Source organism: Cellvibrio fontiphilus, assembly GCF_042646205.1.
GTDB classification, from domain to species: Bacteria; Pseudomonadota; Gammaproteobacteria; order Pseudomonadales; family Cellvibrionaceae; genus Cellvibrio; species Cellvibrio fontiphilus_A.
This window is the reverse complement of the sequence record NZ_JBHRTF010000003.1, coordinates 48,610-61,790: the sequence shown is the minus strand read 5'-3', so window position 1 is coordinate 61,790 and position 13,181 is coordinate 48,610. Positions and strand designations below refer to the sequence as shown.

The 13,181-nt window shown below is 49.1% G+C and carries 10 protein-coding genes; 3 read left to right on the top strand and 7 right to left on the bottom strand.

The window, feature by feature from the left end; genetic code table 11:
* The first annotated feature begins 112 nt into the window (after positions 1-112).
* Both ACFODX_RS05880 and ACFODX_RS05875 read left to right on the top strand, forming a co-directional pair.
* Positions 113-916 (top strand): hypothetical protein, encoded by an 804-nt coding sequence (locus ACFODX_RS05880; RefSeq protein ID WP_378117057.1) that lies wholly within the window; start codon positions 113-115, stop codon positions 914-916.
* Between the two features lie 144 nt (positions 917-1,060).
* On the top strand, positions 1,061-2,269 hold the full coding sequence (locus tag ACFODX_RS05875) for an MFS transporter (protein ID WP_378117055.1): 1,209 nt from the start codon (positions 1,061-1,063) through the stop codon (positions 2,267-2,269).
* A gap of 13 nt (positions 2,270-2,282) precedes the next feature.
* Here ACFODX_RS05875 and ACFODX_RS05870 read toward each other — a convergent pair whose 3' ends face one another.
* Genes ACFODX_RS05870 through fbaA form a run of 3 tightly spaced genes read right to left on the bottom strand, consistent with a single transcriptional unit; the run spans position 2,283 to position 5,472 of the window.
* Positions 2,283-3,383: a glycoside hydrolase family 43 protein gene (locus tag ACFODX_RS05870; protein WP_378117053.1), complete on the bottom strand. Its 1,101-nt coding sequence runs from the start codon at positions 3,381-3,383 to the stop codon at positions 2,283-2,285.
* A 20-nt stretch (positions 3,384-3,403) separates the two neighbouring features.
* On the bottom strand, positions 3,404-4,387 hold the full coding sequence (locus ACFODX_RS05865; protein WP_378117051.1) for a class 1 fructose-bisphosphatase: 984 nt from the start codon (positions 4,385-4,387) through the stop codon (positions 3,404-3,406).
* A complete protein-coding gene (fbaA, locus tag ACFODX_RS05860; protein WP_378117049.1) occupies positions 4,387-5,472 on the bottom strand; it encodes a class II fructose-bisphosphate aldolase in 1,086 nt (361 codons plus the stop codon). The genes ACFODX_RS05865 and fbaA overlap by 1 nt, the downstream gene beginning before the upstream one ends.
* 287 nt (positions 5,473-5,759) lie before the next feature.
* Between fbaA and ACFODX_RS05855 the strand changes: the two genes are divergently transcribed.
* On the top strand, positions 5,760-6,695 hold the full coding sequence (locus tag ACFODX_RS05855; protein ID WP_378117047.1) for an NADP-dependent oxidoreductase: 936 nt from the start codon (positions 5,760-5,762) through the stop codon (positions 6,693-6,695).
* A gap of 62 nt (positions 6,696-6,757) precedes the next feature.
* Here ACFODX_RS05855 and rhaI read toward each other — a convergent pair whose 3' ends face one another.
* The 4 genes from rhaI to ACFODX_RS05835 form a co-directional block, all read right to left on the bottom strand.
* Positions 6,758-8,050: an L-rhamnose catabolism isomerase gene (gene rhaI / locus ACFODX_RS05850; protein WP_378117045.1), complete on the bottom strand. Its 1,293-nt coding sequence runs from the start codon at positions 8,048-8,050 to the stop codon at positions 6,758-6,760.
* A gap of 12 nt (positions 8,051-8,062) precedes the next feature.
* Positions 8,063-10,255, bottom strand: a complete 2,193-nt coding sequence (locus tag ACFODX_RS05845) for a bifunctional rhamnulose-1-phosphate aldolase/short-chain dehydrogenase (protein WP_378117043.1) — start codon at positions 10,253-10,255, stop codon at positions 8,063-8,065.
* 348 nt (positions 10,256-10,603) lie between these two features.
* On the bottom strand, positions 10,604-11,389 hold the full coding sequence (locus tag ACFODX_RS05840; RefSeq protein ID WP_378117041.1) for a DeoR/GlpR family DNA-binding transcription regulator: 786 nt from the start codon (positions 11,387-11,389) through the stop codon (positions 10,604-10,606).
* 152 nt (positions 11,390-11,541) lie between these two features.
* Entirely contained in the window at positions 11,542-12,981 is a 1,440-nt protein-coding gene (locus ACFODX_RS05835) for an FGGY-family carbohydrate kinase (RefSeq protein WP_378117039.1), read from the bottom strand.
* Positions 12,982-13,181 lie beyond the last annotated feature (200 nt).

The following is a 13,181-nucleotide window of genomic DNA, read 5'->3' as shown; positions in this document are numbered from 1 at the left end:
CTTAGCGGTCAGGAGTTTATTCCACTCATTCAAATTCTGGCGCCATTTTATCGGTGCTATACTTGGAGCATAAGTTCGCCCAGCAATTAATCAATAAGGTTCTTAAACCATCATGTCTGCCTATGTAATAGCCGGAGTTTTCCTTTTGCTGATTTTATTGGCGGGCTACCTGTTTATCTCTCATTCCATCGAAAAAAAACGCATACAACGTCAAAGGCTGATTACTGCCCTGCGCGCACGACGCAACGCATTCAGGGATTTAGCCACAGGTTTTCCTCCAGGTTTTCTGTCCAACGACTTGACCGGGCTACTTTATCGCGCGCTGATCGATTGCTGCGAGCAATTGTCTCGCCTTGAGCCGGGTGACCCTAGCCACGCGGAAAACCTCAGCCTCTACACCAACTTACTAGCCGCACAAAAGGAAAACTCCAGTACAGTTAAAGTCAGATTAGACAATCCGCAACAAATTAAAGAGGCTAATCACCTACTGCAGGAACTACAGAAATTTGTCGCTCAACAGGCCGCGCTCAACAATATTAATCAGGTTCAAACCGAAGCATATACCGATCAAATTAACCGTCTGGTACTGCAGATTTCTGTAGATGGCCATGTATTTAATGCCCGCCAGGCACAACAACTTGGCAAAATCCGTCTGGCAGTGCACCACTATGGTTTAGCTCGCAAGGCGCTGACATCCGGCAATGGCAAGCAGCTGTTTGATAAACAGATAACTCAACTGGACGCCGTAATTGCGAAGCTTCAAGAAAAAGCAGACGCCAGCGGTGAGCCCACCGCCGGTACCCCTTCAGTTACTCCTGCCACTAAAACCTCTCCGGATGATGCATCCACTAGCAAAGAGTGGAAGCAATTTGAAGAGGAGAATGCCAAATGGAAAAAGAAATCTATCTACGATTGAACTGCTCTTGCCTCAGTTTCCCTCTGTTCCGCGGAGCGATTAGTTAGGTAAAAAGCAATCTTATTGTCATTAAAACCATAAAAATCTAGAATATTCACCTTTACCCCCCTCCTTTTGTGTTTTCCCTTCTCAGGTTATTAATAGATGTTAGAAGTAAGTTCTAGCGAGGCTTCGCTCGCTGTAGAACCACCGCAGAATCGCATTGATGTGGCGCGCCCTTTAATTGCTATGGGGGTTGGTAGTTTTGCTGTAGGCACCAGTGAATTTGTGATTATGGGATTATTGCCTGAGGTATCTACCGATCTCGCTATTAGCATCCCTCAAGCCGGTCACACCATAAGCGCTTACGCCCTGGGCGTGGTTGTGGGTGCCCCCATCCTCGCGCTACTCGGAGCCGGAATTTCGCGCCGCTTGATGCTTATGATACTCATGGGGCTATTTACTTTAGGCAATCTCGCCAGCGCATTTGCGGCAGATTACTACTGGATGATGGCCATGCGCTTTGTGAGCGGTTTGCCCCACGGTACCTACTTCGGAATAGCGGCACTGGTTGCGGCATCACTTGTACCGGTACACAAGCGCGCGCAAGCGGTAGCTATGGCGATGTTCGGGTTATCGCTTGCAACATTAGCGGGGGTGCCACTTGCCGCTGCTTTGGGGCAATGGTTAGGCTGGCGTTTTGCATTTATCTTCGTTGCGCTAATAGCGTTTTTATCCGCCGCGATGATTTTTTATTGGCTGCCAGATACGCCAGGCGATAAATCTGCCAGCCCTCGCAGTGAGCTGGCAGCTTTAGCCAACAAACAGGTTTGGTTGACCCTTGGTATTGGCGCCATAGGTTTTGGCGGGATGTTTGCGGTATTCAGTTATGTCAAACCCAGCTTGATGGCGCTTGCCGGACTCACTGAACAGGGGGTGCCATTTATTCTGGCCCTCTTTGGTGCAGGCATGGTGGTCGGCAACATAGTCGGCGCCAAGATGGCGGACAAAAACCTCATGGGATCAGTACGCATTACGCTGATTTGGTCAGCGCTGGTGCTCGGCGCCTTTGTCGCCAGCGCCCATGTATTGTGGATCGCCTGTATTAATGTATTTCTTGTGGGCACGGTTGTGGCCATAGGCCCTGCCCTGCAAATCCGCTTAATGGATGTTGCAGGCAAAGCCCAAACCCTGGCAGCAGCGCTTAATCACTCCGCCTTTAATTTTGCCAATGCGATTGGCGCCCTCCTGGGCGGCTGGGCGATTGATCTGGGACTGGGCTGGTCATCCACCGGTTGGGTTGGCCTGGTGCTTTCCATCGCGGGTCTGGGTATTTATGTATTAGCCAAAAAAGACGCACTTAAAAACGGTTGAATGCAATTCAGGGTTAATGCTTCTCCGAATCAAACCCCAGCGCCTCCAACAATGCCAAGGGCACAGGAATCACTGTGCCATGTCGCATACGTAGTGCTGTCCCTTCATCGGGGAAATGCATTTGTGCTGATACGTCCTCCCAATTAACCAAATCGGTCGAACGCAGCGCACCAAAGCGATGGGTGGTATAGGCATCGTAATAAATAAATGCCGCATCACCAATTTGTACGCCTGTCGGCCCCTCCACCCATAAACCTTGCTCGGTGATAGGTTGGCTTAATTGTCCAAAGGGGCCAGCCATGCTCTTGGCACTGGCTATCTGCAAATACTTTTTGGGTGGAAAGCGGGTTTCGTCTTTAACAATAAAATGCAGCTTGCCATTGAAACGTAAAAAAGTTGCATCGATAACACTAAAGCCGGGGTCGTAAAATAATTCCGTTGGGGTGAAGGTAATAAAATCCTTCGTAGTAGTGCTATAGAGACGATGATTGTATTTATCTTCGGAGGCATTTTCAGTTTCCGGAAATTTTCCGGGAATAGTCGATGACCAGAAAATCATAAATTGCTGGTTGATATTATCGTATACGAGTTCGGGAGCCCATGAATTACGCACCTGCGGCTCATGCGCCATGACAGGTATTTCCTTCTGTGGCGACCAGTTTATAAAATCCTTTGTAGATGCATAACCAATATTGTTTTCGTTCCAGCCAGATGTCCACACCATATGATAAGTTCCGTCCGGCCCTTGGACGACACTGGGATCACGCATTAATTTGGAGTTCCCTATCGCAGGCCGCCAATGATTTTCACTACGCGGAATTTTTTGCCATTGAAATCCATCGAGGCTCGCAGCAAGATGCAAACCGTCCTCGCCATTTTTTACAAAATAAGTAAACAAATAGCCGGTTCTATCTCTGTGATTAGCGCGACCATTATCAGCAAATTGTGCACAACTTAATAATGCAGTCAGCAATGCCACGAGAATAAGGAAACATAAACCAGTTCGTCTGTGAAAGCAGATACGCATCTTGATTAACCTTATAAATGCCCAATAAAAAACGCCGGCAATTAAGCCGGCGAAGCGACGACGACAACTTGGATGAGCAACACCCAAGGCCTAACAAAACCTTATAACTACGCGATGCATTTCTCCGCAGCGGACAAAGCAGTAAAACATTCACTAACGAATGTCTTATCACCCAAAATAACAGGGGTGCGCTGATGCAATTCATTTAGCGATGCCGCAAGAATTCGCCCCTGTTCGGTATAGGCACAACCGCCAGCAGCTTCAATTAATAACGCCATAGGAAAAGCTTCATACAGCAAGCGCAATTTGGCCGGCTGCTTGATATCCCGCGAATCGCCCGGATAAATAAATAATCCACCACGTGTCAGTATGCGATGCACATCGCCCACCATCGCACCCTGCCAGCGCATAGTAAAACGTGTACTAGCCGACTGCGGAGCAATCATACCGAGGATATGATTCTGAAACTTTTTCGGCCAATAAAAAAGATTGGCCATATTGGCAGAAAATTCACGCATCCCCGCATGAAAAACCATTGCTAGTTTGGATGCGTAAAACTCGCCTCGCATTTTATTCAGTGTAAATTCATGCACGGCGGTGCCAGTGGATATCACCAGCGTTGTATAGGGGCCATAAAGCACATAACCCGCACAAATCTGTTTGCTGCCCGCTTGAAAAAATTGTTCTTCGCTGTGATCAGGCACATCATCACGGGCATTAAACACAGTAAAAATTGTGCCTATTTGACCGTTCACATCAATATTGCTACTACCGTCGAGTGGATCAAATGCAACAATGTAGGGTGCACCGTGGGTTGCTACACGCGCATGCTCTTCTTCTTCCGAGGCAATCGTTCTTACTGAACCCTGTGCAACCAGAGCAGCTACCAACAAATCATTGGCGATGATGTCCAGTTTTTTCTGCACCTCACCTTGTACATTTTCCGCCTCGGTTGCGCCAAGCGTTTCACCCAAGGCGCCATGGCCGACTTGCTCGGCAATTTGACAGCAGCAATTGGCAATACAAGCCACCACATCAATAAGAGCCTGAGGCGTATTGTCCTGTGTTAATACTTCATTTAATAAAGTCATTATTTTGCCTTGTAGCGACCCACACAATTTAATTGCACAAAGGATTCTGTAAGACGCGCGACCATAGATTCCTCGGCGCTACGCAGCCAAACCCGTGGATCATAAAATTTTTTGTTGGGTGCATCCGGCCCTTTATCATTGCCTAATTGACTGTGCAGGCAGTGCGTATTATTGCGATAAAAATTCAACACACCTTGCCAGAATGACCATTGAGTGTCGGTATCTATATTCATTTTTACCACACCGTAATGAATCGCCTCGGTAATATCACGCGGGTCAGATCCCGATCCACCGTGAAAGACAAAATCCAAGGCATTTTTTGTCAGGCCAAATTCCTTACTCACAAAAGTTTGGGAGTCGCGCAAAATAGCGGGCTTTAATTGCACGTTGCCAGGGTTATAAACACCGTGCACATTGCCGAACGAAGCTGCAATGGTAAATTTTTTGCTGATGGGTGCTAATTGTTGATAAGCATAAGCAACATCAGCAGGCTGGGTGTAGAGCGCCGATTTATCCATGTGACTGTTATCGACACCATCTTCTTCGCCGCCCGTACAACCCAATTCAATTTCCAGGCCCATACCCATGGGTGCCATTTTTTGCAAATACTGCGCACTGATGGCGATATTCTCGGCGAGTGGCTCCTCGGATAAATCAATCATGTGTGAGCTGAATAGCGGTTTACCGGTGCGCTCAAGGTGTGCCCTGCCCGCTTCCAACAAGCCATCAATCCAGGGCAGTAATTTTTTCGCCGCATGGTCGGTATGCAAAATTACCGGCACCTCGTAATAGGCAGCAACCTGATGCACATAATTAGCCGCCGCAACTGCCCCCAAGACAGCAGATTCCTGACCGGGAAGTTTGAGCCCTTTGCCGGCAAAAAAACTGGCGCCGCCCTGTGAGAGCTGAATGATCACCGGCGAACCAATATTGCGTGCTGTTTCCAGCACAGCATTAATCGAATTGGTTCCAATCACATTCACTGCCGGGATTGCATAGTTATTTGCCTTGGCGTCGGCGTACACGGCGTCCAGGTCACTGCCGGTCACAACGCCGGGCCGGACCAGATTGCATAAGCTACTCATGGTTTTTGCTCGCTGCTTTTATTGCGGAAATAGTCAGGGCTGCCGGCCGAATACATCACAATCATTTAGCCAAGCGCCATTCGATCATATTAATTCCTTTTCGATTATTTTCAATCATATTTAAGCGAGAAAATTCTTTTATCAGTCAGATAAAGTCAAATTGCAGTTACCCGGATTATTTCAGGTGGCGCTTGCACCAACACTGTCGAGAAAATTTCCCAATAACTTGCTATAAACCACTAAACAGCTAAGGTCAGACATTGATTAATCTACGCAGAGGGAAGCCCATGAAAGCGGTCAGAATCCACACCTACGGTGGACAAGAAGTATTAACAGTTGAAGACGCGCCAATGCCCGAAATAGGCGAGCGGGACTTGCTGGTGCGAGTAGTTGCCAGTGCCATTAATCCGGTGGACTGGAAAATTCGCGCCGGTTATTTGAAAGACATGCTGCCCTACCAATTCCCTATTATTTTGGGTTGGGATGTCTCTGGCGTGGTGGAAGCCGTGGGCAGCGGCGTGACCAAATTCAAACCGGGCGATGCTATTTATTCGCGCCCCAATATTTTGCGCAATGGCAGTTACGCTGAATTTATTGCCATCGATGAAAATGAAGCCGCTTTCAAACCTAAAACGATTTCCCATGCCTGCGCTGCATCACTGCCACTGGCTGGTATTACCGCATGGGATGTGCTGATAAAAACCGCCAATATTCAGGCCGGTCAGCGAGTATTGATTCATGCAGGTTCCGGCGGTGTTGGCTCGCTGGCGATTCAATTGGCAAAAGCCCATGGCGCACATGTAGTGGCAACAACCTCTGGCAAAAATATTCCCTTGGTGAAATCACTCGGCGCCGATCAGTTAGTGGATTATCGCAGTCAGCAGTTTGATCATGTAGTGCATGAAATGGATGTAGTGTTCGATACCATCGGCGGTGAGGTACAGGAAAAATCCTGGGCATCACTCAAAGCAGGAGGCATTCTGGTGTCGATTGTAAGCCCACCCTCGGCAGAACTTGCGGCAGCTCATTCGGCACGCGCAGGTTTTGTATTTATCCAACCCGATGCCGAGGTACTAGCTCAATTAGCTGCACTGGTAGACGCCGGAAAAATGCGACCAATCATTGCCGCTGAATTTGCATTGGAAGATATAGTAAAAGCTCATGCACTGAGCGAGTCGGGCCGCGCTGATGGAAAAATTGTGTTGTATGTAGGCAAACCTTAATTTCACTAACCAATAAATAAAAAGAGCGCCACATTGGCGCTCTTTTTGTATCAGTTAATGGCTTAGATAATACCCGAGCCAGTCGCTTTAGGATCGCGCGGACGAACCGGCGCCATGGATTGGCGATACTTAGCCGCACGGTAAGTTTTGAGCGGATTAATTGCGGCGCCTTTGCGATAGCGTGCCATCGCCAGAATCGGCGCCACATCAAAATTAAACGCGCGTTTTAATTCGCCCGAGGCCATGATTGCATCGTTAGCTTCTTGATAACCGTAAAGCGCATCGCGATTTACCAAGAGTGCTTTGATGTACGAGCGCTGCACTTCAATCGCCGAGGTGACCAAACTCTCAATCGGGTCAGTCACATTGTGTGATTGATCGAGCATATAGGCTGGATTAAATTCGGCTTCTTTGCGGTGCTCCGCATCCACCAATTCATTAAAAATTAAAAATTGTTGGTAGGGTTGCAGCGAGCCTGAATCCAGATCGTCATCGCCGTATTTACTGTCATTAAAGTGGAAGCCACCCAATTTTTTAAATTGGATCAAACGCGCCACAATCATTTCAATATTGGTGTTGGGCGCGTGGTGCCCCAAGTCCACCAGCGATTTACATTTTGGCCCCAAGTGCATAGCTGCCAGAATGCTGCTGCCCCAATCCTGAATCACGGTGGAGTAAAATGCTGGCTCAAACATTTTGTGTTCCAGATGCATTTCCCAATCCGCCGGCAGGCCTTTGTAAATTTGTTCGGCGCTGGCCAAATAGCGTTCAAAGGCGCGCTGGAAATGTTGTTGGCCGGGGTGGTTGGAACCATCGCCTACCCATACGGTTAAACTTTTGGCACCGAGTTGTTGGCCGTAGCTGATGCAATCCAGATTGTGCTGAATCGCTAAATCGCGTGAGGCTTTTTCGGTATTGCTCAAGCTGCCGTATTTGTAAGAAACCGCTTGGCCGGGTTGATCCTGAAAGGTATTGGAGTTAACCGATACCCATTTCAAACCAAAGGCAGCCGCGTGCTGTTTTAATTCTGAAAAATCATCCACCTTATCCCAGGGAAAATGCGGCGAAATACTGTCGGTACAACCTGACAATTCGTTAATCACCGCGCAGTCTTCTACTTTTTCAAAAATATTACGCGGCTCGCCCTGGCCGGGGAAACGCGCAAAGCGTGTGCCGCCGGTGCCAGTTCCCCAGGAGGGCACGGCGATTTGAAAAGCTTCTGCCGCTTTGGTGATGGCTTCTATATCGATACCATCGCGGCTGAGTTTTTCACCCAGCGCATTAAAATCGGTTTGCAGAAATTTAAATTCTTGTTCGTTTTGCTCGTGTACTACCGCTGAATCTATGCGTCTCATGATTATTGTCTCTTAACGTAAGAAGGCTTCGTGTAAACCACCATCCACACTGATGACCTGGCCAGTGGTTTTACTGAGTTGTCCGGAAATTAACAGGAAAGCGGCTTCGGCTTGATCGTCCGGGGTGATTGGTTTTTTGGTGAGTGTGCGCTGCGCATAAAACTCTGCCAACTTACTGCGCAGGGCTTCAGTGCTTTCACTTTCATCAAACGGAATATCGTATTTGGCGAGCGATGAAATCACGCGGTCGCGCGGGAACATATTGCTGCCCTGCACTACGGTGGCTGGAGCCAATGCGTTTACATTAATCAGTGGTGCCAAGGTAACCGCCAACTCGCGCACCAAGTGATTGGCTGCCGCTTTGCTGGTGTCGTAAGCCAGTGAACCTTTTTTGGAAACCGCTGCGTTTACGCTGGTGGTTAATACCAGTGAGCCGGGCAATTTTTGTTTAGCCCAAATGCTCTGCGCTTCTGATGCAACCACATAACCGCCTTTCACATTCACACCAAAACTCAGATCAAAAATCTTGTCGTTTTGGTTCATGTCGACACCCTCGGCGATAAACACACCAGCAGTGACAATCACATTATCGATACCGCCATAGGCAAGAATCACTTGGGTAAACATATCGCGCACGGTTTCGCGTTTGGTGATATCCACCGCGAGTGCAATGGCCGGGCCGCAGCTGGAAATACCAGTACCGGCAACACCAATACCCTGGCCGTAAATTTTGGTGAGTTCTGCAGCAGTTTGTTCAGCGGCTTCCAAACGTAAATCCGCACAGACAACATGCGCGCCTTCTTTTGCAACACGGTGTGCAACCGCTTTACCGATACCATCACCGGCACCAATCACCACCACGACATTGCGCGCTTGATTGGCCTCTTTGGGCATACGTTGCAATTTCGCTTCTTCCAGCGCCCAGTATTCAATATCAAAGGCTTCTTGCACCGGCAGTGCGGTGTATTCTGAAATCGCTTCCGCACCACGCATCACTTCAATAGCGCAGTTATAAAACTCAGCAGTCACGCGCGATTCAGATTTATTTTTGCCCCAGGCAATCATGCCCACACCGGGAATTAACACCACGGTCGGGCTTGGGTCGCGCATCGCCGGAGAATCGGCGCGTTTGCAGGCTTCATAATAAGCCGCGTAATCCGCGCGGTATTTTTCCAAACCGGTTTTGAAGCGGCTGATCAAGGTTTCCAAACTGTCGCTCTGCGGATCAAACTCAACATAAAGTGGTTTGATTTTGGTGCGCAGGAAATGATCCGGGCAGGAGGTGCCCAATTCCGCAAGGCGCGGGGCATCCACACTGTTTACAAAACGCAGCGTGGTTTCATCGGTTTGCACAGTGCCGATAAATTTCACTTTGTCAGAAATTAATCCACGTGCGACGGGTAAAAATTCGCGCAGCAATTCAGTGCGCGCTGCATCGCTCAGGCTTTGGTATTTCTGACCACCAAAAGTGTTAGCGCCTTTATCGCGCTGTTCAATATAACGCGCGGCGGTTTCAATCACCCAAAGCGAGGTTTCGTAACAGGTTTTGCTTTCGGAAGCCCAGTTTGTGTGACCGTGTTGGCCGAGCAAAATACCCCAGATATCCGGATTTTTTGCATAGGTTTCTTCACACACTTTGGCAGCTTCCCAACCCGGGCGCATCCAGGGTACATAGGCCAATTTTCCGCCCCAAATTTCCTGAGTGAGTTTTTCCTGGTCTTTACAGGAGGCGACGGAAATCACCGCGTTGGGGTGCAAATGGTCTACGTGTTTTTCCGCGATCATGGAGTGCAGGGGTGTATCAATAGATGACGCGCGCGGATTCAAACAAAAATTACAGTGGGTAAACATGCCCACCATGCGGTCTTCACCGGCAGATTTATAACCCTTGTCCGGGTAGTTCTGGTAAACCTTATCCAGCGCTTGCAACTTGCCGCTATACAACGAAGAAAAATTTTCTTTTTTGGAGGTGCGTAAATCCCCACCGGAACCCTTAACCCACAGAACCTCTACCTTCTCGCCAGTGAGCGGGTCTTTTTCAATCAGTTTTGCCGAGGTATTGCCGCCGCCAGTGTTAGTGATGCGCTGGTCTTCTCCCAATTTGTTGGAGCGATACACCAGGTTCTCTACCGGATCGAGTTTGTCGGCAACTGCATCATCCCAGAGGTAATTGACGTGTTTATATTCATCTGGCTGGTAAGACATGGATGATTCCTATGATTATAGTGGATACAACTTGATTGTTTCATTTAACTAGCATTAGCAATGTAGTCAATATAGCCACATACGGAAGCATTTACAATCATTTTCAATCATTATTAATCCTGAAAGCCTGATTTCGATCACATTCAATGTGCGTGTTGCCACAGCTGGCAACCAGGCGAGAGCCACTCATCAGTGTAGAAGAGCCGGCATCAAACTCGGGCTAAAAAAAGCCTGACACTGGGTCAGGCTTTACGCGGAGTTTAATAACCGGAGATGGTGTGTAACAGGTTGACCGCGACGTTGTTATGCAAACCGGCAGCTATTAGATAAGCCGGCAACAATTAGGGATTAATCGCAGGCATCCACCACAATTACTTCAATACCCTGCCGCTCAAAATGCGCCAGGGTCGCTTTATCGGCATTGCTGTCGGTGATCACCATATCTACCGCTGACAGCGGACTAAAAATTAAATTGCCTTTAACACCAATTTTGCTGCTGTCTGCCAACACAATTAATTTATCGGCGCGCTTGCGCAATTTTTGTTCCGCCAGAATCAGCAGCGGGTCAGTTTCCATTACACCGACTTCACTAATACCGGGGCACCCCATAAACATTTTGCTGCCGTGGTAGTTTTGCGTGGTGTCGTTTTCAAAAGAGCTGAGAATAATGCTCTGTTTACGGTAAACCTCACCCCCTGGCAGGGTGATTTGGTTTTGGCTGGACTCCAATAACTCCTGCGCTAACACGAAGGAGTTAGTGAGGATATTCATGCGGCGCTCTTGTAAAAACTCCGCCATCATAAAAGTGGAAGAACCACCATTAATAATCACTGATTCGCCATCCTCACAGAGTTCTACTGCGCGTTTGGCAATCATGCGTTTGGTATCCACATTTTTTTCTTTGTCGACCCAAAAAGATTTACCGGAAATTTTTGCCGTGGGCGCCACTTTGGATTGGATAACCTCGGCACCGCCACGGATTTTTTTAATTTTTCCTGATGCCGCTAATTTATTCAGGTCGCGTCGAATAGTGGCTTCCGATGAATTCAGTTGATCACACAGGGCACGCACGCTGGCAAATTGCGCTTCTTCCAAAAAATCCAAAATCAATTGCTGACGCTGTTTTTCCAACATGCTGGTTATGCTCCGATCTATAAGTAGAAAGATGACCAAACTGAAGCGAACCGGCAGATTCACCGGTTACATTGGCACTGATCATACTGGGATAACCAATCACAATCAATCAAATAACATACCATTTGATTGATTGCGGGGGGAATTGGTGATTATTGGCCGATTAATGCATACCAGCGCTGCCGGTATTGCTCCAAACCCTGGAATTGGGAGGCTTTACAGGGGACAAGGTCAATCCTGGCGTGTGGGCGGGTTTGTTCGGTGAGAGGCGCGCGACTTGCTTGGGCAAATGGGGTAACTTGAGGAAATTGGGTAAGTAGCAAAGCCCCTTGCACTGTGCCGGTATCGTCATTTGACAAATAGACCGGCTGGCCGCTGCGCAGTTGGGCAAGGAGTGCACAGAGCAGCGGGTTTTTCAAAAAGGCGCCCTCTATATAAATCGCCCCGCTCGCCTGTAAGTCGCTCAAGCGCTGGTCGATCATCAAAGCGGAATAAAGCGTTGCAATGGCGCCGGCCGATGGCGCTGGCAGCGGGCACTGGAGCTTGGGCGCCAAGCCGCCAAAAGGGCCATTACCGCTGCTGAAATCCGGAGTCACCATCCATAAATTGTCCAGCGCGGTTTGCAGCTGTTGTGCACTTACCGGGGTGTTTACATCGCCACCCAAACGCTGGCAAATCTCTTCGTATTCGCGCCCGCCCATAAAACGGGCGCAGGCAATAGGGTCGCCAAATACATCGCAGTTGGCGAGTGTATCGCGGCGCAGGTGCAAGTCCCGCAGCCTGCCCTGAGCCTGCATCAAAATAGTCCAGGTGCCGGTGGAGACCACGGTAAAACTCGCCGTTTGCGTTTGTTCATTACACAGGTAGCGCAGGTAGCTGGCATTACTGTCATGCAGGCCAACATGTACTTCACACGCGGGCGACAAACCCGTCGCATTCGCAATTTCCGGGCGGATTACCCCAAGGGATTGCCATGCAGGCTGCAGGGGCGGCATAAGCGCCTGCCAGTGGCACTGTTCCACCAGCGAGGAATAGCGCTGGGTAAGTGGCGCCCATAAATCGGTGTGGCAACCGAGGGATGTCACCTCGCCCACCAGCTGCCCGGTAAGGCGCCAGGCCCAATATTGCGGGTACATCAGCAACTGTGTGGCCTGCGCAAATTGCGCGGGGAATTGTTGCTGCAGCCAAAAAATCTGCCGCCCCAGGTTCAGGCCGGCGGGCAAATCCGGCGAGAGGGTTTCACTAAACCCCGGACGCACTGCCTGGTAGGCCTGATCACAGCTGTTGATACCGGCAAATTCATAGTCCAACACCGGCAATACCAGCGCGTCTGCCGCCGGTACATTGCTATTAATCAGCGCCGCCGTGGCGCCATGGGTGGTCACTATTAGCGCCGTGATTTCAGCAGCAGCCGGATAACTGGCCAGAGTTTCCAGCAGCCACTGCCAAATCGCGTCCACGTCTGCATGGGGGTAAAGCCCGCTCTCCAGAGGTGTATTTTTGCGCGAATAACTATGGCTCAGCCTGCCTTCGGCATCCACCAGCTGCAGCTTGACGTTGGTTTTACCTATATCGAGAACGGCTTTCATCATCCGGTGCTACTTCCACTGACTGGTTAGGGTTATTTGAATCAATCATAACGATAAAACAATCCATTGCAAGCATAATTATTCACTTCCAATCATTTGCAATCACCTATAGACTAAAAAACCTGGTGGCGAATAAGTCATAACAACAATTCTATCCAGGGCGTTTTCACGCTAATCAACTTTTTACCTTCGGCATGGTCACA

Coding starts and splice junctions, on each gene's coding strand:
- ACFODX_RS05880 (WP_378117057.1), top strand. CDS start 113: ATGTCTGCCTATGTAATAGCCGGAGTTTTCCTTTTGCTGATTTTATTG.
- ACFODX_RS05875 (WP_378117055.1), top strand. CDS start 1,061: ATGTTAGAAGTAAGTTCTAGCGAGGCTTCGCTCGCTGTAGAACCACCG.
- ACFODX_RS05865 (WP_378117051.1), bottom strand. CDS start 4,387: ATGACTTTATTAAATGAAGTATTAACACAGGACAATACGCCTCAGGCT.
- fbaA (WP_378117049.1), bottom strand. CDS start 5,472: ATGAGTAGCTTATGCAATCTGGTCCGGCCCGGCGTTGTGACCGGCAGT.
- ACFODX_RS05855 (WP_378117047.1), top strand. CDS start 5,760: ATGAAAGCGGTCAGAATCCACACCTACGGTGGACAAGAAGTATTAACA.
- rhaI (WP_378117045.1), bottom strand. CDS start 8,050: ATGAGACGCATAGATTCAGCGGTAGTACACGAGCAAAACGAACAAGAA.
- ACFODX_RS05845 (WP_378117043.1), bottom strand. CDS start 10,255: ATGTCTTACCAGCCAGATGAATATAAACACGTCAATTACCTCTGGGAT.
- ACFODX_RS05840 (WP_378117041.1), bottom strand. CDS start 11,389: ATGTTGGAAAAACAGCGTCAGCAATTGATTTTGGATTTTTTGGAAGAA.
- ACFODX_RS05835 (WP_378117039.1), bottom strand. CDS start 12,981: ATGATGAAAGCCGTTCTCGATATAGGTAAAACCAACGTCAAGCTGCAG.